Below are 23,881 nucleotides of genomic sequence, written 5' to 3' on the forward strand. Positions count from 1 at the left end.
GAAGAAGTGAACCGCAATGAGAGGAAAAAAGTCGTGCTTGAAGCCTACCGTAAACACGTCGAAGAACGTGCTGCCGAAGGAGTTGTTCCAAAACCACTAGATGCTGAGCAGGTAGCTGGCCTAGTTGAACTTCTGAAGAATCCACCTCAAGGTGAAGAAGAAATCATTCTTGACCTACTAGAAAATCGCATTCCACCGGGTGTAGATGAAGCTGCTTACGTAAAAGCTGGCTTCCTTACGGCTATCACTAAAGGTGAAGTAGCTTCGCCACTAGTAAGCAAAGCAAAAGCTGCAGAACTGCTTGGTACCATGCAAGGCGGTTACAACATCGAATCTCTAGTATCTCTACTAGACGATGCTGAGCTTGCTCCAATCGCTGTTAAAGCGCTATCTCATACTCTACTGATGTTCGATGCGTTCTATGACGTAGAAGAGAAAGCGAAAGCTGGCAATGCTGCTGCACAACAAGTACTTCAATCTTGGGCTGATGCTGAATGGTTTACAGCGAAAGATAAAGTAGCAGAAAAAATCACAGTAAAAGTATTTAAAGTCACTGGTGAAACGAACACCGATGACCTATCTCCAGCGCCTGATGCATGGTCACGTCCTGACATCCCAGTACACGCGAAAGCGATGCTGAAGATGGAACGTGATGGCATTACTCCTGATGAACAGGGTAGCGTTGGTCCAATCAAACAAATTGAAGAAATGCAAAAAGATGGCATTCCACTGGCTTACGTTGGTGATGTTGTTGGTACAGGTTCTTCACGTAAATCGGCAACAAACTCAGTACTTTGGTTCATGGGTGAAGATATCCCATTCGTACCAAACAAGCGTACTGGCGGTGTTTGTCTTGGTGGTAAAATTGCACCAATCTTCTACAACACAATGGAAGATTCAGGCGCACTACCCATTGAACTGAACGTACAAGACATGAACATGGGCGATATCATTGATATCTACCCGTACGAAGGTGTTGTTCACAAGAACGGTTCTGTGATCTCAAACTTTGAGCTAAGCAAAGTACTTCTTGATGAAGTGCGTGCTGGTGGCCGTATTCCACTGATCATCGGTCGTGGTCTAACGGGTCGTGCTCGTGACGCTCTAGGTCTAGCTGAAACGGATCTGTTTGCTAAACCAATCGATCCATCTGCATCTGATAAAGGCTACACGCTAGCTCAGAAGATGGTTGGTAAAGCATGTGGCGTTGAAGGTGTTCGTGCTGGTCAGTACTGTGAACCTAAAATGACGACAGTCGGTTCTCAAGATACGACCGGTCCTATGACTCGTGATGAGCTTAAAGATCTGGCGTGTCTTGGTTTCTCTGCAGACCTTGTAATGCAGTCTTTCTGTCACACATCGGCATACCCTAAACCAGTCGATGTAAACACTCACCATACGCTACCTGATTTCATCATGAATCGTGCGGGTGTTTCACTTCGTCCGGGTGATGGCGTTATCCACTCATGGCTAAACCGTATGCTTCTTCCTGATACTGTAGGTACAGGTGGTGACTCGCATACTCGTTTCCCTCTAGGTATTTCATTCCCTGCGGGTTCTGGCTTGGTAGCATTTGCTGCCGCAACAGGCGTTATGCCTCTTGATATGCCTGAATCTATCTTGGTTCGCTTTAAAGGCGAAATGCAACCGGGTATCACGCTACGTGACCTAGTACATGCCATTCCTCTTTATGGTATCAAGCAAGGCCTACTAACCGTAGAGAAAGCAGGTAAGATCAACGAATTCTCTGGTCGTGTACTAGAAATTGAAGGTGTTGAGCACTTATCTGTTGAGCAAGCATTTGAGCTTTCTGATGCATCTGCTGAGCGTTCTGCTGCAGGTTGTACCGTTAAGCTTTCTGAAGAGTCTATCTCTGAGTACTTGAACTCGAACATCGTGATGCTGAAGTGGATGATCGCTGAAGGTTACGGTGATGTTCGTACGATTGAGCGTCGTATTACAGCAATGGAAGAGTGGCTAGCTAACCCTGAGTTGCTGTCTGCTGATTCAGATGCGGAATACGCGCACGTTATCGAGATTGACCTTGCTGATATCGATCAACCAATCCTATGTGCACCAAACGATCCAGATGATGCTCGTCTTCTATCTGACGTTCAAGGCACAGAGATTCAAGAAGTGTTCATCGGTTCTTGTATGACCAACATCGGCCACTTCCGTGCCGCTGGTAAGATGCTTGAAGAGTTCAATGGTTCTCTAAACACTCGCCTATGGGTGGCTCCGCCAACGAAGATGGATAAAGACCAACTGACAGAAGAAGGCTACTACGGCATCTTCGGTCGTGTTGGGGTACGTATCGAAACTCCTGGCTGTTCACTATGTATGGGTAACCAAGCTCGTGTTGCTGATGCTTCGACGGTTATGTCGACGTCAACGCGTAACTTCCCGAACCGCTTAGGTAATGGCGCGAACGTTTATCTGGCTTCTGCTGAGCTTTCTGCTGTTGGCGCGATTCTAGGTCGCATCCCAACGAAAGAAGAGTACTTAGAGTACGCTGAGAAGATTAATGCAACGGCTGCTGATACATACCGTTACCTGAACTTCCATAAAATGGGTCAGTACACGGAAAAAGCAGACACGGTTATCTTCCAAGAGCCTGCGTAACGTCTGATTTTGTTGTAAATATAATTAAGGCCGCTGTGAATAGCGGCCTTAATTGCTTTTAGCATACAGCGAAAATTGCTTTTAGCTTACAGAGAGCTCGATTAGTGCTTAATCGTATACATTGCTGCAACATTGCGAGCAGTAAGTTCAATATTTTCAGCCGCTTCAGCCAAAGCTGTCGGCAAGTCTACTGAACGGTTCACTACCGCAAATACCGCGTCGATACCATGCTCATGAACCACACCACAATCACTGGCTAGACAGCCGGCAATACCGATGACAGGCAGTTTATGTTTTTTGGCTGTGCGAGCTACACCAATCGGTGTTTTGCCATGAATGGTTTGGCTATCAATGCGCCCCTCTCCTGTAATCACAAGATCAGCATCTGAGACTATTTCATCTAAATTGACGGCGTCCATTACGATGTTAATACCAGGGCGAAGCTCCGCATTTAACAGGCCAACAAGTGCCGCGCCTAGACCGCCTGCCGCGCCAGCACCAGGGAGATCAATGACATCGACGCCTAACTGGTTTTTCATGATACTGGCATAATGAGCAAGGTTAGCATCTAACAGCTCAACCATTTCTGGTGTTGCGCCTTTTTGCGGACCGAATACCTGTGATGCCCCTTTTGGTCCGCATAATGGATTATCGACATCACAAGCGACCTCTAAGCGTACGTTTTGTAGGCGTGGGTCGAGGTTGGTGAGATCAATGGTTGTCAGTTTTGACAGTTCACCACCACCAAACACCAGCTCGTGACCCTCTGCATCTAGCATACGAATGCCTAGCGCTTGAGCCATTCCTAAGCCACCATCATTGGTCGCACTACCACCAATGCCAATAATAATATGCTCAACACCTTTATCTAATACGGCTTTGATCAACTCACCCGTACCATAGGTAGTGGTTTTTAGTGGATTACGTTGTTCTGGAGAGACTAAATCTAGGCCGGAAGCGGCCGCCATTTCAATAATGGCAGTTTTACCGTCACCGAACATACCGTAGAAGCCTTCGACAATTTCACCTAATGGACCAATCACTGGATGTTGGATGATAGAGCCATTGGTCGCATCCACCAGAGATTGTACTGTGCCTTCACCACCATCAGCCATTGGTAATTTTACGTATTCGGCGTTTGGTATTAGCTGTTTAAAGCCATCTTCAATCGCTTGAGCAACGCCCATTGCTGATAGGCTTTCTTTATATGAGTCAGGAGCAATTACAATTTTCATTTTGATACCTTTAAACTTAAACAAACAGACCAAATACACCGAAGATCATTACTGAGACGAAGGCGATAACAAGACCGACCGCTGACTCATAAGGGATGAGTTTTAGACGTTCATGAATACTCATATGTACCGCACCACCCGTGGCATGGAAGAAGCTACCATGTGGCATATGGTCAAGTACTGTCGCACCAGAGTGGATCATTGCTGCGCCTGCGAGAGCTGGAACACCTAGCTCAAGAATGGTGCTGGCAAATACATTCGATGCCACTACTGTTCCGGCAGTTGTCGATGCGGTTGATAGTGCCATCAGTGCGCCAGAAAACGGAGCAAGTAAGTAAGAAGGCAGCCCAGACATCGTCAGCACTTCAATCAGATCAGCTTTTAGTCCTGAGTTAGCAATGATGCCTGCAATGGTTCCTGTGCCCAGTAGCATTACAGCAACCGGTGCCATACGTGACAAGCCTGAAACCGCAAAGCTATTGGCTTGTTTGAAGCGACCCATAGCCAGTGCACCCAGCAATCCACCCAAGGGTAATGCAATTAGAGGATCAACATTGATATCAGCGAGTGGTCGCAGCGCGAGTAGGGCAATAGCCACTAACGGTGCAACGATTGAAGAAGAAAAGCTTGGCAGTGAACTTTGATCCGCTTTGACCACTTCACTTTCCGCTACTTTTGAACCTTTATTGACGAGGCGCTTTGCCAAGAAGTAGGCGAAAAGCAGCCCAAATAGACCCGGAATCACGCCTGCAGCCATCACAGAGGTTAACGGAACATTGAACGCATCAGCCGCCGCAATGGCATTTGGGTTAGGCGACATGACATTACCTGCTTTACCGCCGCCCACCATCGCCAAAAGGATCGCGGTTTTAGAAAGGTCTGCGCGGCGAGCAATAGCCAGTGCAATAGGAGAAACCGTGATAACGGCCACATCAACGAAAACGCCAACAGCGGTTAAAATCATGGTCGCAATGGCAAGAGCAAGTAAGGCGCGAGTTTCGCCTACTTTTTTGATGATGGATTCTGCAATCGAGGTAGCCGCCCCTGATTCAATTAGTACGCCGGCCAACACACCAGCGGCGAGAATTCGCATCACTGAAGTGACGATCCCTTGGGCACCACCTATCATTAACTCAACGGTTTCGGTGAGAGAAACGCCGCCAACCACGCCGCCAACCAAAGCACCGATGATCATGCCGTAGGTGGGTGGCACTTTTTTAAGAATGAGCGCGATAGCAACAATCAATGCTGAAAGTGCGCCAAGAGTTGAAACTTCAATCATGTTCTATTTCCCAGATAACGATGTGTCATTTTCGGCAAATATAAAGATATAGGGTTGGTAAGTCTTTGTCATTCTCTACAAATAAGTGCTCAAATCGGTCCTTTTAAATTGTGCAGTTGCACATTTTTTAGCTCGACCAGTGGAATAGATTTATTGCAATGTAGAGTTGAAATAGATCGTCTATATTGTTGATATTTAATGATGTTATTTGGTTTATCTTGTCTGTTCGATAGCGTAGCGTATTGCGATGGATATGTAGTTCGTTACAGGTGAGAGCTGAATCACAGTTCTGCTTTAAATATGTCTTCAAAGTTTTGATCAGTATCCCTTTACTGTCCTGTTGTTGAAGATGTAGGTAAGACTGCTCCAGTTGCTCACGAATCCATGGATCTTGTAACAGGCTACTCATAATGGCCGGCAGTCGATAGTCTTGATAGAAAAACATGTCTCCGGGGCGGTTACCGACACTGCGCATAGTGAGCTCAGCGGTATCATATGAGCGTGCTAAACCAGAAAGTCCGGTAAAGTAATCCCCAAGCGCAATCTTGATTTGAAACTTAGCTTCTTTCTTTATTCTTTTGAGTAGCAATTTCACGCGCTTGGCTTCTGCATCCTTGGACCAGTTGTTCCCTATCAGGGTTATAGGCTTGAGTACCACCACTTCGTTTTGTGAAACAGACAAGATACCGACTAAATTATCGCGCTCGGGATATTCAAGTAAATGTACTAATTGCTGTAAGTTTTCCAATGAAGGCGCAGTGTCTCCTATCGGTAACACCTTGACGATGGCGGCAATCCGCGGTTGTGCAAGGTCGAGATCCAGACGCTGTGCGATGGATTGCAGTTGCATGTCATTAAGCGTGCTACCTCGGATTAATTGCAATACCAATTCTTCACGATGCCTCTTATTCCATTCTACTTGAGACATAAGTACAGCTTGTTCAACAATAAGCTCAGCGGTCATCTTCACCAGCTCACCAAAATGATGAACTTGCTGCAGTGTCCCAGAAACCCCAATCGCCCCAATGACATTATCCTGAAATAGAATCGGTAAATTAACTCCAGGCTTAACCCCTTTTAGGTGTTCGGCAGTGGCTTCGTCAATATTAACGACTCGTGATTCGGTGATGGCAAGTACCGCTCCTTCATGTTTTTGGTATAAGCGAGTAGGATCACTGGATCCAATAATGCGACCTTTATTATCCATCACATTAATCGAGTGTGGGATGATCTTCATGGTTCGTTCGACAATTTGTTTGGCAATCATTTCGTTCAACTGCATAGAGCCCTCCTCTTCATTGACTGTGTAGGTTGGATCGTAACGATAAATTCGTCAATACGCTCGTTTCTGACAAGACAATGGTATACTCAGAAATAGTATCGCTTGAGTATTAATGCAGTATAGGTTGAGTTATGGAGTTTGAATTTACTAGAAACACTCTAATGGGTGAATACTATGTGAAATGCAGCATGGGCCATGAGATTGTTGGCCGTTGGCTTCAAGAAGAGATTGGTAAAGATAAGCAGAAGCTAGATCATGTGATGGCGTTGATTGAGCAATCTCGACAGGACCTGAGCAATGAAGTGACGTTGCTTGGCAAGGAGATTAGCCTTGCGATCAATGAAGATGAAGTTACGATTCAAGAAAACGTGTTAGCGCATGAGCAAGAGATGGAAGAGGGCAGTGAATTCGACTTCTATAACTGTGAAAGCCAAGCAAGCTGCGGAATCGATGATTTCGAACTGCTCATCGAACGCTGGATGGATTTTTTAGGTTACTAGTCCTAAGACCTATTTGTTAGTCATTCAGAGCTTTGAAGGCTCCGTTGCCCAAAACTGGAGCAATAAGAGCATCGCGCATTAAGATAGTGAAAAGGCTGCACCATGTTGGTGCGGCCTTTTTCGTTATTACGACCTTATTATCTTCATCTTATTTAAAATCAATCACTTAACTTTTTGGCACGCTACTTGGATTGTAATAAGAGAATTAACGGATTAAGTAAGAATTTAAGGAACGAATATGAAATTAATAAATGCCATTGTTAAGCCATTCAAATTAGACGATGTACGCGAAGCGCTCTCTGATGTGGGTATTGAAGGTATGACTGTTTCTGAAGTGAAAGGCTTTGGTCGTCAGAAGGGACACACTGAATTGTATCGTGGTGCAGAGTACCAAGTGGATTTCCTACCAAAGGTGAAGCTAGAGATTGCTACCCAAGCTGAGAATGTTGACCGAGTTGTTGAAGCGATTAGCCAAGCGGCACACACCGGAAAAATCGGCGACGGCAAAATTTTTGTGTATGACCTAAGCCAAGCCGTACGAATTCGTACTGGTGAAATGGATGCTGAAGCACTTTAAAGAATTACAAGGACTGGAGACTTTAATATGGAACTTACAACAACAGTAACGGAACTGCGTTACGCACTAGACACTTTTTTCTTCCTCATTTCAGGTGCGTTGGTAATGTGGATGGCAGCAGGCTTCGCGATGTTAGAAGCTGGCCTAGTTCGTTCAAAGAACACCACAGAAATTTTAACTAAGAACATCTGTTTGTACGCAATTGCTTGTACAGCTTTCTTAGTGGTTGGTTACAACATCATGTATGTCGACAACGGTGAAGGCGGTTGGTTGCCATCATTTGGTACTCTAATTGGTACACAAGGTGAAGGTGCAGATCACTCTCTAGAATCAGACTTCTTCTTCCAGGTAGTATTCGTTGCAACAGCAATGTCTGTAGTATCTGGTGCGGTTGCTGAGCGTATGAAGCTTTGGTCATTCCTAATCTTCTCTGTAGTACTAACAGCGTTCATTTACCCTGTTGAAGGTTATTGGACTTGGGGCGGTGGTTTCCTATCAGAAGCGGGTTTCAGTGACTTCGCAGGTTCAGGTATCGTACACATGGCTGGTGCAGCAGCAGCGTTAGCTGGTGTTCTACTACTCGGTGCTCGTAAAGGTAAATACGGTAAGAACGGTGAAATCTACCCGATTCCTGGTTCAAACATGCCACTTGCAACGCTAGGTACATTTATCCTTTGGTTCGGTTGGTTCGGTTTCAACGGCGGTTCTCAACTGATGGTTTCGGATTTTGAGAACGCAACAGCAGTAGGTCAAATCTTCCTTAACACCAACGCAGCAGCAGCAGCAGGCGCAATTGCAGCACTACTAGTATGTAAAACAACTTGGGGTAAAGCAGACCTAACAATGATTCTTAACGGCGCGTTAGCTGGCCTAGTAGCAATCACTGCAGACCCTCTATCACCATCACCTCTATTTGCTGTAGCGATTGGTTCGGTATCTGGTGCATTGGTTGTATTCAGCATCATCGCACTAGACAAAGCTAAGATTGATGATCCAGTAGGTGCTATCTCTGTACATGGTGTATGTGGTTTCTTCGGTCTAATGGCTGTGCCACTAAGCAACGCTGATGCAACGTTTGGTGCTCAGCTAATGGGTGCAGCAGTCATCTTTGCATGGGTATTCGGTGCTAGCCTAGCAGTATGGGCGGTGCTTAAAGCAACAATCGGTATCCGAGTAACGGAAGATGAAGAACTTGAAGGTATGGACATGCACGATTGTGGTGTCGGCGCTTACCCTGAGTTTGTATCAGTAAAATAATCAACAGTCGTCGCCTAATCTGAATGGGTTAGGTTGGACAAAGAAAGCCCCGCAACTCTTGTTGCGGGGCTTTGTTGTATTTACGGTTGCACAATATATAAACACGAACGTTGAAGTTAGGCTCATTGTTTAAGGGGAACGACAAGACACAAAGTTGAAATGGTTTGTTACAAAAGTGAGAGTTTGAATGGTCTGAATAGACGGATTTTTTGTTGGTCGTCATTGTAATTATGTTAATGATGAATATAATAACGCAACTGATAGACATTATCATTTCGATATAAAGGATTTTACAATGAAGAAACTGCTAACACTTTCAGCTCTAGCGTGTGGTGTAATTGCCCCGACAGCAATGGCTGCGGAAGAAGTAAACGTATACTCTTACCGTCAACCTTTCCTTGTTGAGCCAATGTTCAAAGAGTTCACAAAAGAGACTGGTATTAAAGTAAACGTTAAGTTTGCTAAAAAAGGTTTAGCAGAGAAGTTAGCTCAAGAGGGTGAATACAGCCCAGCTGACGTTGTCTTAACTGTAGATATCAGCCGTCTATCTGAGCTAACTAAACAAGGTCTGGTTCAATCTGTAGAAAGCGATGTACTTGAAAAGAACATCCCAGCTCAATACCAAGATACAGATAACGAGTGGTTCGCTCTAACAACTCGTACACGTAGCGTTTATTCTTCACGTGACCGTGTTGGTCGTCTAGGTGAAGAGTTCACTTACGAAGATCTAACTAAGCCTGAATTTAAAGGCAAAATCTGTACTCGTAGTGGTAAGCACCCATACAATGTTTCTCTAGTATCTTCGATGATTGCTCACAAAGGTGAAGCTGAAACGAAAGAATGGCTAGAAGGCGTAAAAGCAAACCTAGCACGTAAGCCTCAAGGTAACGACCGCGCGCAAGTTAAAGCGATTAAAGAAGGTCTATGTGATGTTGCTCTTGGTAACAGCTACTACCTAGGTAAGATGGTTAATGATAAAGAGCAAAAAGCTTGGGCTGACTCTGTTTACATTAACTTCCCTAACCAAGAGACTACAGGTACTCACGTAAACATCTCTGGTATGGCAATGGCTAAATACTCTCCAAATGAAGAGAATGCCGTTAAGCTGATGGAATTCCTATCTGGTGACACAGCACAAAGCATGTACGCAGAAGTGAACTACGAATACCCAGTGAAAGCAGACGTTAAACCTTCTGAGCTTGTTGCTTCATGGGGCGAGTTCAAAGCGGATACTATTTCTCTAGACGAAATTGCAAACCACCACGCGGCTGCAATCAAGCTATTAGACGAAGTTAAGTTCGATCTATAATTTATTACGGTAGGCTTCGGCCTAAGTAAAATGACAACCTCAAGTCGCCATTTTGGCTACTTGGGGTTGTTTGTTATTGGAAAATCACTTTTTGATACAAAGCACCCCGTTGATCCCTTGAGTTATTAGCATCTCACCTTGAAGTCATTAGAGTATATGGGTATAAATAACCCCACCATTAAAAGGATATGAGATGTATTTGCAAATGCATTTGTGTTTCATTAAGCCTCGTTGTAGTTAGGCGATGAAAGAAAAGAATTATTTATGGAACACCAGTAGCGGCATTATTGCTGTATTACTGGTCTTACCGATCTTAGCGATTTTTACGACGGCTGTTGGAGAAACAGATGAGCTATTTTCTCATCTGATGTCCACAGTGATGCCTACCTATGCCTACAATACGGTGGTTTTAGTCATAGGAACCATGTTCCTGTCTTTAGTTTTTGGTATTCCGTCGGCTTGGGTTATGGCAATGTGCCGTGTTCCGGGAGAGCGTGTTTTGCAGTGGGCACTCGTCCTGCCATTAGCAATGCCAGGCTATATTGTTGGGTATATATTCACCGATTGGTTCGACTTTGCTGGGCCTGTTCAAGTTCTACTGCGAGATCTTACTGGGTGGGGACCCGGTGAGTATTGGTTCCCGGATATTAGAACCTTATCTGGTGCTATTATTGTTCTGTCTCTCGTTCTCTATCCTTATGTTTACTTGCTGTGCCGCGCCGCATTTATGGAGCAAAACGTCTCCTTACTGCAATCCGCTCGGTTGCTAAAATGCTCGCCTTGGGAAAGCTTCCGTCGTATCTCCTTACCACTTGTTCGTCCATCAATGGCGGTCGGTTTATCGCTTGTTGCTATGGAGACCATCGGTGACTTTGGTACCGTGAGTTACTTTGCGGTAAATACTTTAACGACTGCGGTTTATGATACTTGGCTAGGCTACTCAAGCTTAACGGCAGCTGCGAAAATATCGGCAATCATGCTGGTTATCGTGATCCTACTGTTGAGCTCAGAGCGATACAGTCGCCGTAAGCAGAAGCTATTCCAGAATCAGTTCAGCAGCCGCGAAGATTTTCGTTACGACCTTTCTGGTTGGAAAAAATGGCTGGCACTATTCTGGTGCTGGGGATTAGTTTGCGTTGCGTTCTTATTCCCTCTTGGCCAGCTCATTATTTACGCCTACAAATATTTTGCTCAAAGCTGGACCCCTGAATTCAGAGAATATGCCATCAACAGCCTTTACGTTTCGGTAGCTGCTGCGATTATTGGCGTGATTATCGCGATGATTGTTAACTTTAATCAACGCGTTAGTCCGAGTAAGAAAAATCAGGCTTATATGCGTCTCGCTTCGATGGGCTATGCCGTTCCAGGCACCGTGTTAGCGATTGGGGTGATGGTACCTGTTTTGTTCATGGATCACTTGGTCAATGACATTGCGAAAGTGATGGAGTGGGGGCGACCTGGTTTGATCTTCTCTGGCTCCATGTTCGCGCTAATTTTTGCCATGGTCGTACGTTTCTCTGCAGTGGCAATTGGCAGTATTGAAAGCAGCTTGAGTAAAGTATCCCCTTCATTGGATATGGCCTCAAAAACCATGGGTTGCAATACCAATCAGATGTTACGCCGTGTTCATTTACCTTTGATTAAACGTGGCGCATTGATCGCTGGCTTACTGGTGTTTATCGAATCAATGAAAGAGTTGAATGCGGCCTTGCTGCTGCGTCCTTTCAACTTCGAAACATTGGCGACTTATGTTTATAACTATGCCTCAGATGAGCACCTAGAATTGGCGGCGATGCCTGCTGTATTATTGGTGTTGGTGGGTTTAATTCCTCTAATCATCGTAAACCGTTCCTTGGAGCAGAAAAACTAATGAGTTGTGCATTATCAATTAAAGATCTGACTTGTAAGTATGAGTCGCAAACCATTTTGGAAGCGCTCTCGTTAGAAGTTGAGCATGGTGAAATTGTTTGTCTTCTTGGTGCGAGTGGCTGCGGTAAAACGACCTTACTGAAGGCGATTGCGGGCTTACTTCCATTGAGTAGCGGTGTGATGAGTTTGAACTGTCAAACCATTGATGATGGCGAGAATTGGTTGCCACCAGAGCAGCGTAACATTGGTATGATTTTCCAAGATTACGCCCTGTTTCCGCACCTGACGGTAAACCAGAATGTCGGCTTTGGCTTGAAAGACCTTTCTGAGCAGCAAAAGAAAGACAAAGTTCAAGAGATGCTGGAGTTGGTTCACTTAGATGAGTACGGTGACCGCTACCCACACCAACTTTCAGGTGGTCAACAACAGCGTGTCGCTATTGCTCGTTCTTTGGCGTACAAGCCAGACTTGCTACTGTTAGATGAACCATTCTCAAACATCGATACTCAGGTTCGTCATGAGCTGATTTCTCAGATTCGCAAGATTTTTAAGAAGCAGGGTGTTACAGCTATCTTCGTAACTCACAGCCGTGAAGAAGCGTTCGCATTTGCAGATAAAATGGCAGTAATGAACCATGGTGTGATTGAGCAGTATGGTTCGGCATCTGAGTTGTATTTCCATCCTTCAAGTAAGTTTGTTGCAGACTTTTTGGGTGGCGGTAGCTACCTCAATGCACAGCGTATTTCGGAGCATGAATTTGAAACCAGTTTGGGTATGGTTGAAGCCAAACCGCAAACGGAGATTGAGTTCGGCAATACATGTGAGCTTCTGCTAAGGCCCCAGCATATCCAAGCAAGTTACGAGCAAGATAGTGCTATTTCGGTGCTAGAACAGCAATTTATGGGTGATCACTGTCGTTATGTAATCGAAGCGCATGGTCAGAAGTTATTAGCAACCTCGTCAGAAGCACTTGAAGTGGGTATGCCGGTCAACGTAAAAGTCGATACCAAAGGCGTATTGGCTTTTTAAAGAGATATAACGCGATACTAATCGTTACAAGAATCGCGATAAAAAAGCCCAGCACTTTAATCAAAGTACTGGGCAAGAGTTCTTCACTTATAGGCTTTAACAAGGCAGTGATTTGTTAAGTCCCATACAAAACTGCTGCACTCTATAAGCCTATAGAGAGAGGAAGTCTTTCACTTTTTGAAGAACACGTTCTGCAGTTTCTTTATCTTCCATTTCTGCGAAGATTCGTAGTAACGGCTCTGTTCCTGAGAAGCGAGCAATCACCCAGCCGCCATTCTTGAAGTACACCTTGGCACCATCTTCATAGCTTACTTTTTCAATTTCGTATTCAAATTCAGGCAGTTGCTTCTCGACGTAGATCTTAGTGTAAAGCGCTTCTTTCTCTGAAGGTTTAAACTTACAATCGCCTTCTGCGGTGTAGGCATAGCCATATTTAGAGTAAATCTCATCAAGTAATTCAGACAACTTCTTGCCTGTCACACTGATCATCTCAACCAGTAAGCTTGAAGCAAATACGCCATCCTTACCTTTGATGTGACCACGAATGGTTAAACCACCTGAACTTTCGCCACCAATCAGAGAGTCATCGGCCTCCATTTGTGAGCTGATATGCTTAAAGCCTACAGGAACCTCAAAGCTCTTCTCACCATGATCTGCCGCCACTTTATCCAGTAGGTGTGTGGTTGCGATGTTACGAACGACAGAGCCCTTCCAGCCTTTGTATTCCAGCAAGTAGTAGTAAAGTAGGAGTAGCACTTCGTTAGGGTGAATGAAGTGACCTTTCTCATCGATGATTCCCAAACGGTCAGCATCGCCATCAGTACCAATACCAATGTCATAGCCTTCTGCTGCAACTAAGTGCTTCAAGCGATACAGCGTTGCAGCATTTGGCGACGGCATTAAGCCACCAAAATCTGGGTTTTTGCCATCGTTGATGACGTCGACATCACAGCGACCGTTAATCAGCACGGTTTGCAGAGCATTTTTTGCAACGCCAAACATTGGGTCAATCAGTACACGTAGGTTAGCTTTCTTGATCGAATCGATATCGATGAAGTTGATGATTGAATCAACAAAGTCGTTCATCGGGTTGATGATCTCGATTTCTTTGTCGTTTAATGCTTGTTCGAAATCGACTCGGATAACATCTTCGTTGGTCAGTGTTGCGATTTGCTGTTCGATCTTCTCTGTGATGATCTCATCGGCATCGCGGCCGCCTTCAATGAACACCTTAATACCATTGTAATCAGCGGGGTTGTGAGAAGCGGTAATACATGCCGAGTAGGTGCATCCCATCTCTTTCGCTTGGAACATCACGATAGGAGTTGGAACGAACTTATCGATGAAGCTTACTTTGATGTTGTTCGCCGCAAGTACTTCTGCAAACCAACATGCGGCTTTATCGGAAAGGAAACGACGGTCATAGCCGATCACAAACCCATTCTTGGCTGCATCTTCGTTGTTGATGATGTTAGCGAGTGCTTGCGCTACCAAACGGACGTTTTCTCTAGTGAACTCCTCACCAATGAAAGCGCGCCAGCCACCTGTACCAAATTTAATCATTAGAAAATCCTTTTAGTCTCATTGTCTCAAGCCTGTAAAGACTTGAGACAAGAGCTGTTCGTTAAATTGCGTGACTAGCCTAGAACAACGACAACATCGTTCACGCTGCCTTCTGCTTGTACTGGGATAGCGCCTTCAACTGATTCACCATTGATAGTGATAGAGGCAACGCCTTTGCTTACTGCATTCGGGTTTTGCACTGTGATGTTGTAAGTTGCGCCACGCCATTGACGAGTAACCTCGAATTCTGGCCAATCAGTCGGGATACAAGGATCAACCGTTAAGCCTTCAAAGCCTGTACGAACACCAAGAATGAAGTTGGTTACCGCGAAGTAAGCCCAACCAGAGGTACCGGTTAACCAAGGGTGGTTTGCACGGCCGTGGTCTTGGTGATCTTTACCCATGATGAACTGCACGTACGAGTATGGTTCTGCGTAACGCGTTTCAATCATGTCGTTTTGGTTGTATGGGTTCAGTGCGTCATAGAATTTCATCGCACGGTCACCACGGCCTAGTTTCGCTTCTGCTACCCAGGCCCATGGGTTAGGGTGAGAGAAGATTGCGCCGTTCTCTTTTACGCCTTGGTAAACGCGAGTTACGAAACCGATATCATCGTTTGGTGTTGCAAATGAAGGAGAGTTTAGGTGTAGGCCGTATTCTGAGAAAAGGTTCTCATCAACAGCGTCCATCGCTTTCTCACCGCGTTCTTGAGATACAGCACCAGATAGAACGGCTAGCGTGTTTGACTCAAGGTGTACACGACCTTCAGCTTGTTGAGCGGTACCGATCTTGTCGCCATTTTTAGTTAGACCACGGATGTACCAGCCGCCTTCGTCATCCCAAAGGTGCGTTTCACACGCTTCGCGAACGTTAGCTGCCATTTCAGTGTATTTCGCAACATCAGCATCGTTATTACGGAACTTAGCAAGATCTAGGAATTCTTGTAGCGCCCAGAAGTGTAGGAATGAAACCATTGAAGATTCACCACCACCTAGGTTCAAACAGTCATTCCAGTCAGCTCGAAGACCTTTACAGATACCCGTTTGACCCACGTATTCAGCAGAGAAGTCCAGTGCCGCTTTCATGTGTTCATAAACTGTCGCCTCGCCACCGTCTGCGTATGGAATCACTTCATCGAAGAAGTCGTGCTCACCGGTTTCCATTACGTATTTGATAATGGTCGGAACGATCCATAGGTGGTCATCAGAACATGTGTCTTCAATGCCGTGGATCTTGTCGTCATCTGACGGTGTTGGAACAACTGTTGGTGATTTTGATGGCTCAACGTCGGCTTTCTCTGGATCGAACCAGTCAGGATCGAACAAGTGTAGACCGTAGCCCGCTTTCACTTGGCCGCGAAGCAGGTCGATAATACGTTTCTTGGTCATTTGTGGGTTGGCATGGGGTACTGAAATAGCATCTTGAGCCGTATCACGGTAACCAAGACCAGTACGACCGCCAACTTCGATGAATGATGCAAAGCGTGACCAAACCACACAGGTTTCCGCTTGGTATAGCGTCCACGTGTTGATCATTGTGTCTAAGCCTTCGTTTGGCGACTTAACTTGGAATTTGTTGCAACGCTCGTCCCAGTGATCTTTGATGCCTTGGAAAGCGGCGTCTACGTTTGCTGTGTCTTGGTACTTCTCACGTAGGCGTTCACCGTTGCCTTTACCGATACCGAGTACATACGCAAAGCGAACTTCTTCACCGGGTTGAATCGTAAATTGCTTGTGCAGAGAACCACAATGGTTGTAACAAGTTTGAGCGCTGTTAGAACACTTACCGTTTTCAACCGCAATTGGATTTGCTTCATCACGGTACATACCAAGGAAGTTGTCACGTTGGCCATCGTAGCTGTCTGGTGAGAAAGTTGAAGCTAGGTAGTAGAAGCCTTCAAAGTCGTTAGTGTTGTAGTACAGGTCGTATTCCAGAACACCTTCTTGGTAAGACGTGCCCGCAGAGTACAAAGACATCTGATGGTTTTGATTGTCTGATTGAATATGGCTGAAAGAGAACTCAACAAACGAGAAAGTGCTGATAGTACGTGGCTTGTCAGTGTTGTTCTTTAATACAACGTCCCAAACTTCTGCATCTTCACCCTTAGGTACGAATAGCGTCTTGGTTGCGGTAATGCCGCTGTATTCACATTTGAATTTTGAGTATGACAGGCCGTGACGAACTTCGTAGTTCGCTTCATCTAGGCTCTTTGCCACTGGTTGCCAAGAGATAGACCAGTAATCACCCGTCTCATCATCACGCAGGTAAACATAGTGTCCTGGGCGGTCAAAGGTGCCGTTTGGACGGAACTTAGTAACACGGTTGTATTCCGGAGAATTGTAGAACGAGTAACCGCCCGCATTGTGCGAAATCACGGTACAAAACTTTTCAGTACCTAGGTAGTTTGTCCAAGGTGCTGGTACATCAGGGCGAGTGATGACGTATTCGCGATTGTCGTTATCGAAATAGCCGTATTTCATTGTCATTTCCTTTTTAACAAACTGCATCTATGCAGCTAATTTTTAAATAGTGATGCTGAGTCGTATCTAACTGAGCACCTTAATTTGAGTCAGCAACCACTCGATATGAGTGTCGCTTTGGTTTGTTTTATTGAGCTTTCCAAGGGTTGCGATAATCAACATTGAGTTTGTCGAGTAATGGCAGATGCCCCTTTAGGCGAGATAGGTAATCTAGCCAGTTTCGGTTGTTTTTATGTGTCCAACATCCTTCAGCTAAAGCGCTAATTCTTGGGAATACCATGTAATCCATACGCTTTTGGTTGGTGACGATCTCACACCATAGAGCACACTGAATTCCGCGGATCCGCTTACGAATTGGGTCGGTGTCGGATACCTCAGCAAGTGCTTCGTAGGTATAAGCTTGTTCTAATGGGATAACGGCAGCCCAATCTACGCCCGGTTCTTCCGGTGCATAATCTTGGGTCATGTCGAGATAGGTAAACTGTGCAGGTTGCAACACCACATCAAAGCCTTGGCGAGCGCAATTGACAGCCGCTTCTTCACTGAGCCATGAGTAGATGATGGTCTCTTTACTCACTTTGTCGCCGTGCTGTGCTTCTTCCCAGCCGACCATGCGTTTGCCGAGTTGCTTAAGCTTGTTTTCGGCATAGCGGAATAGGTGGCCTTGTAGGTCTTTGCTGTCTTGGTACTGGTGTTCTTTCATCAATGCTTGAGCAGCAGGGCTGTTGGTCCACACACCGGGTGGCACTTCGTCTGCACCCATGTGAATCAATTCGCTCGGGAATAGCTCTGCGACTTCTTCAATAACTGCATCTAGAAATTGGTAAGTACCGGGCAAACCTGGGTTTAGTACATTGTCGTTGTAGTGCTGAATGCTCTTGTATTGAGTGGTATCCGCTTGCTCTACCAGCATGTCAGGCAGTGATTTGATTGCGGCACGGCAGTGTCCCGGAATATCGATCTCTGGGATCACCGTGATGCTGCGTTGCTCTGCATATTCAATGACTTCACGAATTTGTTGTTGCGTGTAGAAGCCGCCGTAGTTTTCCGCAATGTGGGTATATTGCGGCTCTAGTGCATGATCAGGGCCACGCCAAGCGCCAATTTCTGTTAGCTGTGGCAGGCTCTTTATCTCAATTCTCCAACCTTCATCGTCAGTTAGGTGCCAATGAAATACGTTGAACTTGTAGTGCGCCAGTTGATTGATTAAACGCTTCACTTGCTCTACTGAGTGGAAGTGACGAGCGCAGTCCAACATCATGCCGCGGTACTTAAAGCGCGGTTGGTCGGCTATCTTGCAACATGGTAGAGAGAAGTTCTCTGCGTCCAGTTGTTGAACTAGTTGAATCAAGCTTGCCACAGCGTGTGTAAAGCCCGACTGGCTGCCTGATTCAGCAATAATCTGTTGTGCAGTGATGGTCAGTTTGTATTCGGCTTCATCTAACGTCGGGTTGCTGCGAAATAGAATGTTGCCGCTTTCGTCTTTTGAAAGTTCAGCTGAAAGCGCGGTCGAAAGAGACAGCTCAAAGGTCGAGAGCAACTCTTGCTGGAACCAAGAGACTGCCTTATCAGCAAGATGAGATTGAACCTCAATTCTGCAGTCGTTATTTAGCGCGAAGTTACTTAGCGCGAAACTACCTTGCTGAAATTCGATCTGATTAGGCTGAGGAATCAATGCAATCTCAGCAGCGTTAACTTCAGGTATTTGATTGCGTTCACGGTATGGCGAAGCCAGTACTATGGGTGATATCGCGACAGGCAGTACCGATGTTTCTCCATCATTATGTGACTGGATAAAGGCATCGTTAAGGCCATCAGAATAGAAGCGGAATGGTGCGCTTTGAATACTGAATTCAAGGTAGTAATGGTTGTTGGCCTTTAACACTGACGAACTTGGTGTGAATGAGCAAAAGCTGCCAACTTGAGTCAGCTCTCCTTGCGATAAACTCTCTGGAAGGATGAAACGATCATATGCAAAGTGCAGAGACCAATCTTTTACGTCGAGGTCACTTAAGTTATGTACCGTAAGGCCAAATCGGCAGTTATTTTTTTGTTCAGAAAGAACAGCTAAGTCGATGCGATAATTCATATAACTTCCCTGCTAAGCCTGTTGATACAAGTTGTGTTGTGGTTTTCCGGCAAACATCAATGCGCCTTCAATAGCGTCGAATTGAGGTTTAACGATCCATTGTTGTACTGGTGGTGATAGCCAGTTGAGAATACGCTCAGCGATACTTCCCATTAAGCACACCTTGTCAGCGCCTTTTCGATGCAGTGCTAAGACAAACATTTCGATATCAGCCGCGGTTTGCTTGAGCATATCGATAGCCAGTTCGTCACCTTCGTTAGCGAGTTGAAAAATAACTGGTGAGAATTGACCGTAATCCTTTGGAATAGCACCTTTTGACCATTCGACAATGGCATCCACATCATTATTAAAGTGATTCATCACATGTAGAGTCAGCGGGGTTTTGTTGCGAATACCGTCTTCTGCAAGCAAGACTTGTTGAATCAAACGTAAGCCCATGACTGCGCCGCCGCCTTGATCTGAAATCGGAAATTCACGACCGCCAACCACATATTGCTCACCGTCTTTTAGGAAGATACCGCAAGAACCCGTACCACCGATCATGATTGCGCCGTCTTGGCCATTGTGAGCACCAATGCAAGCGCCATAAGCGTCGGTATTTAGTGTCATGCTTGCGAAAGGGTGTGGTTGAGCCATGAAGTCGAACCATGCTGATTTTTGCTCAGCGCCAGCCAGCGCTAGGCCAACATGCATATTTGAAAAATGGTCTGAGTTGAGTTGCCCTTGTTGTGCCGCTTTTGTGATGGCATCAATAATTGAGCTCATCGCAACATCAACACCCAAAAGGATGTTGCCACTGCCACTTTTCGCTTCACCAATCAGTTTGCCTTGAGCGTCACGAATACGAGCACGACAAGAAGTACCACCACCATCAATACCGACGTAGTAAAGAGTCATGATTATTGCTCCTTACGCTGAGCTAAGAAGTTGAACTGTGCAGCGGTTGCTAATAAGAACCACGCACCATGAGGGATCCATTGCTCACCCCAGCGCCAGTTTTGAAGCATGTCATCTTTTTGTGCTGGTGGATTGAACGCAATGTCTTGTTCATCTTCAAAACCAGCTGTGATGCCATTACAGATACCGCCTTTCGCATTGAAGAACCCAAGCTGAGGTAGGTAGTCTGGGTTGTTATGGCCATGACCATCGAGCATGCACATGTGGTATGGGTTGAGGCCCAAGATCCAATCAAGGCTATTTTGTGAAAGCTGGATTAAGCGCTCTTGAAGTTCGCTATCTTTAATGTGCGGTTGAACTAGGTAAGCCATGGTTGCGAGTGAGCCAAGGCGTGCGTTCTCGCCTTGCCACCAGTAACCGGTTTCGTTCTGTTGAGCGACGAAGAAGGCATCACGTTTATCACCATCGACAGATTTAACGTATTGTCTTGGATAGCCAAATGGGTTGGTGACTTTGTCGGTGATGTTGATTTCGAACTGACAAGCTTGTTCAACAACTGTGCGCGCCTGTTCTTTTAATTCAGCATCGGTTTCATTGTCGATGTATTCACATAGTGCAATCACAGGAAGACCGGCTTCAGCTGCGTGAAAGTATGGACGAGAGCCATCAGAGTTGGCCGACCAGAAGTGGGCAAATGAGTCATCGGATTGCTGACGAGCGATCAAGCGATTCGCCCAAGTTCTTGCTTCTGATAGGTACTGCTCGTCTTCTGTTACTCGGTACAGTTCATTTGCAGCGAGTAGGGCACAATATTCATCGATGATGTTTTCTTCGCCATCGTTTAGGTACTGCAGGTTATGTTCTTTTAGGTGCCAATAACCGTTAACGGCAGTTCCAAGGTAAGTTTGGCTCGAGTAACTGCCCGAGGTTTCAAGTTCAGATGCAGCAGCTAATGCGGCGATAGCAACGCCCGCACCTTGTCGATAGCCCGCTTGCAAGTCCGTTGATTTATGGCCTTCTTGAGTGGCATAGGCGCAGATGTCACGCTGATTGATGTCTTTGCTCCACTTGTCGAATACCGTCATGTAGAAGTATCCAGCCGCGTCTTGCATGCGCACTAAGAAGTCGGCACCGAATAGGGCTTCTTCCGTCAGGCGAGTCATGGAGAATTTTGGGAAGTCAGGGTTATTGTTGGTTAAGCGCACGCTTTTAAGCATGTTCCAAACAACCATAGGAATCTGTTGAGGATTAAGGTAGTTGCCATAAGACAGGTGGCTAAAGTACTTACTCACATCACCCGATGCGTCGTACCAACCGCCATGGACATTGACGTATCTGTCAGTGCCTAGAATTTGTGCCTGTTGATCTTTTTTGTCGAAAATACCGCCACAGCGTTGTGACTTAAAGTAATGAAGCACATCAGAAAACGTGTGGTTCATTAGTAGGTTGTTGCCAATCTCAAACACTTCTGAACGTAGGTTATCAAAGCGCAGGTAGTAGCGACCGGATTCGGTAAATGAACTGAAATCGATTGTGAAGAATTGTCCTTGATGCCAGTTTGCTACGCGGCCTTGCTTTACAACATCAAAGTTGCCCACGGTAATATGGTTGTCGGCACACACTAATAATGCAGTCGTACTTGATAAGCGAGCTTTCTTAGTTTGTAAGATAGCCTGCTTTGGAGCTGTGGATTCGTAGCCAATATGGTTGGTCAATAACAGCATCAATACTCTCCAAAAGTCCTAGTTTCTTATGGCTAGGTACCTGAAATTTTTTAGGATAAATAGTTAGGGTCCGCAGACCCTAACGGGCATTTATTGCTTAGCTTTCGTGTAGGTAACAACGTACAAAGTGGTTATCGGCTAATTGCGTAACCCCTGGTAACTGCTCTTTACACTTATCCATTGCATGAGTACAACGACCTGCAAATGGGCAACCAGCTGAGACTGGTGTCCAAAGAGGAATTTCCCCTTTGTTACCTGCCAGTTTCTCGTGGATCGATTTCTTCGGATCTGGAACTGCCGAAACCAATAGCTGAGTGTAAGGGTGTTGAGGGTCAGCAATAACGTCATCGGTATCGCCCCATTCCACCATGTGTCCTACGTACATCACTGAAAGATCTTCAGCGATGTAACGAGCGGTTGCGATATCGTGAGTGATGTAAAGCAGAGACATTTGCTTCTCAAATTTCATCTCTTCCATTAGGTTTAAAACACCAGCACGAATCGATACATCAAGCATTGAAGTTGGCTCATCGGCTAGTACAACTTCGGCACCTACCGCGATGTTGCGGGCTAGGTTGACACGTTGACGCTGACCACCAGACAGTTGGTGAGGGTATTTCTTCGCCGTCTCTTTTGGCGGAATGAGACCTACTTGCTCTAAAAGATCGTAAACGCGTTCTTCTAGCTCTTTCTTGTTGCCCGGAGATACTTTCTTGTGGATCAACAGTGGTCGAGCAATGTGGTGGAAGATATTGTGCGTTGGGTTCAATGAACCAAACGGGTCTTGCCATACCATCTGCACGCCTTCACGGTAGTGCATAAGATCTTTTCTGCTTGAGATCTCTTGGATATCACGACCTTTGTATTCGATCGTGCCGCCTGAAGGTGCGTACATTTTTGCGATCATTTTTGCGGTTGTTGATTTGCCTGAACCAGACTCACCAACCACTGCTAGGCCACGGCTTTTGTACATCTTGAATGACACGTCGTTAATCGCACGCATCATTGGGGTTTGAATGGTGGTACTGCTTATTGGGAAGTCTTTTACGACATTCTTGCCTTCTACCAATAATTGACCGAAATCTTTGCTCATAATTGTCTCCAGAATCCTTATTCGCTTTGCTTGTTTTTAGGCGGTCGAGCCGCCTTGTTCGTTATTCACGCTGAGTCAGCGTGCAAGCTATAGCTTCCTTTGTACTATTGGGTCACCGTACAGGTGGCAGTTAGACAAATGTCCCGGGTCGATAGAACGCAGCTTGGTTGGCACCTTGGTACACTTTTCATGTACACGGTCACAACGAGCTTGGAAACGACACCCTTCAGGGATCTCTAACAGGTTCAGAGGGTTACCCGGAATACCTGCTAACTTTGTCTTTGGCCCTGTCAGTGGAGGGAAAGAACTTCCCAACCCTTTGGTGTAAGGGTGGTAAGGGTTTTCTAGAATATCTTGAGAGTTAGCTACTTCGATTAGCTCACCTGAGTACATGATGCCGATGCGGTCAGAGAACTCGACCATCAATGACAAGTCATGGGTGATGAACAGAATCGAGAAGCCAAACTCTTCTTTCAGTGCATAGATCTTTTGTAGGATTTCGCGTTGCACAACCACATCAAGTGCGGTTGTCGGCTCATCCATAATGATCAGCTTTGGATTCAGTGCTAACGCGATAGCAATAACCAAGCGCTGACGCATGCCGCCAGAGAATTGGTGAGGATAGTCACTCAATCGGCTCGGGTGAATATCGACGATTTCAAGTAGACCTTCAGCACGCTGCTTAGCTTGCTCGCGAGTCATGTTGGTGTGACGCATGATTACGTCACAGAACTGCTCTTCCATCGGTAGTACTGGGTTGAGTGCGTTCATCGCGCTCTGGAATACCATCGACATCTCACTCCAACGGAACGACTGCATACGGTCATCACTGTATTCAAGGATGTTCTCACCGTTGAAGATAACCTCACCACCACTGATGTAAGCGGGCGGCTTATGAAGACGCATAAGAGAGAAAGCGACCGTTGATTTACCACAGCCAGATTCACCAGCTAGGCCGAAGACTTCACCTGGAGCGATGTCGAAACTTACGTTGTTACACGCACGAACATCGCCAGACTCTGTGATGTAATCCACGCATAAGTTGCGGATAGAAATTAGTGGTTCAGACATGA

The 23,881-nt window shown here is 45.8% G+C and carries 17 protein-coding genes; 7 read left to right on the plus strand and 10 right to left on the minus strand.

Annotated elements, in window-relative coordinates:
* Positions 1-33: 33 nt before the first annotated feature.
* Entirely contained in the window at positions 34-2,622 is a 2,589-nt protein-coding gene (acnB, locus tag AB4623_RS08990; RefSeq protein ID WP_372146207.1) for a bifunctional aconitate hydratase 2/2-methylisocitrate dehydratase, read from the plus strand.
* Positions 2,623-2,723: 101 nt separating this feature from the next.
* On the opposite strand, the gene AB4623_RS08995 is transcribed toward acnB, so the two are convergent.
* From AB4623_RS08995 to AB4623_RS09005, 3 genes are all read right to left on the minus strand, one after another.
* Positions 2,724-3,857 carry a glycerate kinase gene (locus AB4623_RS08995; RefSeq protein ID WP_017059424.1) on the minus strand — a complete coding sequence of 378 codons (1,134 nt, stop codon included), beginning with the start codon at positions 3,855-3,857 and terminating at the stop codon, positions 2,724-2,726.
* Positions 3,858-3,873: 16 nt separating this feature from the next.
* Positions 3,874-5,139, minus strand: coding sequence for a GntP family permease (locus AB4623_RS09000; protein WP_017059423.1), 1,266 nt, complete (start codon positions 5,137-5,139; stop codon positions 3,874-3,876).
* 127 nt (positions 5,140-5,266) lie between these two features.
* The gene (locus AB4623_RS09005; protein WP_372146209.1) at positions 5,267-6,421 is read right to left on the minus strand and encodes a sugar diacid recognition domain-containing protein; all 1,155 of its coding nucleotides are present in this window, start codon (positions 6,419-6,421) and stop codon (positions 5,267-5,269) included.
* Between the two features lie 131 nt (positions 6,422-6,552).
* Here AB4623_RS09005 and AB4623_RS09010 point away from each other — a divergent pair, with 131 nt between their 5' ends.
* The 6 genes from AB4623_RS09010 (at position 6,553) to AB4623_RS09035 (ending at position 12,962) form a co-directional block, all read left to right on the plus strand.
* The gene (locus AB4623_RS09010; protein WP_019824378.1) at positions 6,553-6,921 is read left to right on the plus strand and encodes a YacL family protein; all 369 of its coding nucleotides are present in this window, start codon (positions 6,553-6,555) and stop codon (positions 6,919-6,921) included.
* A 238-nt stretch (positions 6,922-7,159) separates the two neighbouring features.
* Positions 7,160-7,498, plus strand: a complete 339-nt coding sequence (gene glnK, locus AB4623_RS09015; protein WP_004738200.1) for a P-II family nitrogen regulator — start codon at positions 7,160-7,162, stop codon at positions 7,496-7,498.
* A gap of 27 nt (positions 7,499-7,525) precedes the next feature.
* Positions 7,526-8,755 carry an ammonium transporter gene (locus AB4623_RS09020; protein ID WP_017059420.1) on the plus strand — a complete coding sequence of 410 codons (1,230 nt, stop codon included), beginning with the start codon at positions 7,526-7,528 and terminating at the stop codon, positions 8,753-8,755.
* Between the two features lie 295 nt (positions 8,756-9,050).
* Positions 9,051-10,064, plus strand: a complete 1,014-nt coding sequence (locus AB4623_RS09025; RefSeq protein ID WP_017059419.1) for a Fe(3+) ABC transporter substrate-binding protein — start codon at positions 9,051-9,053, stop codon at positions 10,062-10,064.
* Between the two features lie 244 nt (positions 10,065-10,308).
* Positions 10,309-11,934 carry an iron ABC transporter permease gene (locus tag AB4623_RS09030; protein ID WP_017059418.1) on the plus strand — a complete coding sequence of 542 codons (1,626 nt, stop codon included), beginning with the start codon at positions 10,309-10,311 and terminating at the stop codon, positions 11,932-11,934.
* Positions 11,934-12,962: an ABC transporter ATP-binding protein gene (locus tag AB4623_RS09035; protein ID WP_017059417.1), complete on the plus strand. Its 1,029-nt coding sequence runs from the start codon at positions 11,934-11,936 to the stop codon at positions 12,960-12,962. The genes AB4623_RS09030 and AB4623_RS09035 overlap by 1 nt, the downstream gene beginning before the upstream one ends.
* Positions 12,963-13,112: 150 nt before the next feature.
* Here the strand turns inward: AB4623_RS09035 and AB4623_RS09040 are convergent, their stop codons facing one another.
* The 7 genes from AB4623_RS09040 to AB4623_RS09070 all read right to left on the minus strand — a co-directional run bounded on the left by AB4623_RS09040 (position 13,113) and on the right by AB4623_RS09070 (position 23,879).
* On the minus strand, positions 13,113-14,525 hold the full coding sequence (locus AB4623_RS09040) for a phosphoglucomutase/phosphomannomutase family protein (protein ID WP_372146211.1): 1,413 nt from the start codon (positions 14,523-14,525) through the stop codon (positions 13,113-13,115).
* A gap of 74 nt (positions 14,526-14,599) precedes the next feature.
* Complete coding sequence (locus tag AB4623_RS09045; RefSeq protein ID WP_372146213.1) at positions 14,600-17,005, minus strand: GH36-type glycosyl hydrolase domain-containing protein; 2,406 nt, start codon at positions 17,003-17,005, stop codon at positions 14,600-14,602.
* Positions 17,006-17,132: 127 nt separating this feature from the next.
* Positions 17,133-19,094: a beta-N-acetylhexosaminidase gene (locus AB4623_RS09050; protein ID WP_372146215.1), complete on the minus strand. Its 1,962-nt coding sequence runs from the start codon at positions 19,092-19,094 to the stop codon at positions 17,133-17,135.
* Positions 19,095-19,106: 12 nt separating this feature from the next.
* Positions 19,107-19,991 carry an N-acetylglucosamine kinase gene (locus AB4623_RS09055; RefSeq protein WP_017066804.1) on the minus strand — a complete coding sequence of 295 codons (885 nt, stop codon included), beginning with the start codon at positions 19,989-19,991 and terminating at the stop codon, positions 19,107-19,109.
* Positions 19,992-19,993: 2 nt separating this feature from the next.
* Complete coding sequence (locus tag AB4623_RS09060; protein WP_372146217.1) at positions 19,994-21,715, minus strand: glycoside hydrolase family 9 protein; 1,722 nt, start codon at positions 21,713-21,715, stop codon at positions 19,994-19,996.
* Positions 21,716-21,812: 97 nt separating this feature from the next.
* Positions 21,813-22,808, minus strand: a complete 996-nt coding sequence (locus AB4623_RS09065) for an ABC transporter ATP-binding protein (protein ID WP_372146219.1) — start codon at positions 22,806-22,808, stop codon at positions 21,813-21,815.
* Between the two features lie 87 nt (positions 22,809-22,895).
* Entirely contained in the window at positions 22,896-23,879 is a 984-nt protein-coding gene (locus AB4623_RS09070) for an ABC transporter ATP-binding protein (RefSeq protein WP_017063265.1), read from the minus strand.
* Positions 23,880-23,881: the final 2 nt, after the last annotated feature.

This window comes from Vibrio sp. 10N.222.52.C12, from assembly GCF_041474215.1.
Classification (GTDB): Bacteria; Pseudomonadota; Gammaproteobacteria; order Enterobacterales; family Vibrionaceae; genus Vibrio; species Vibrio crassostreae_C.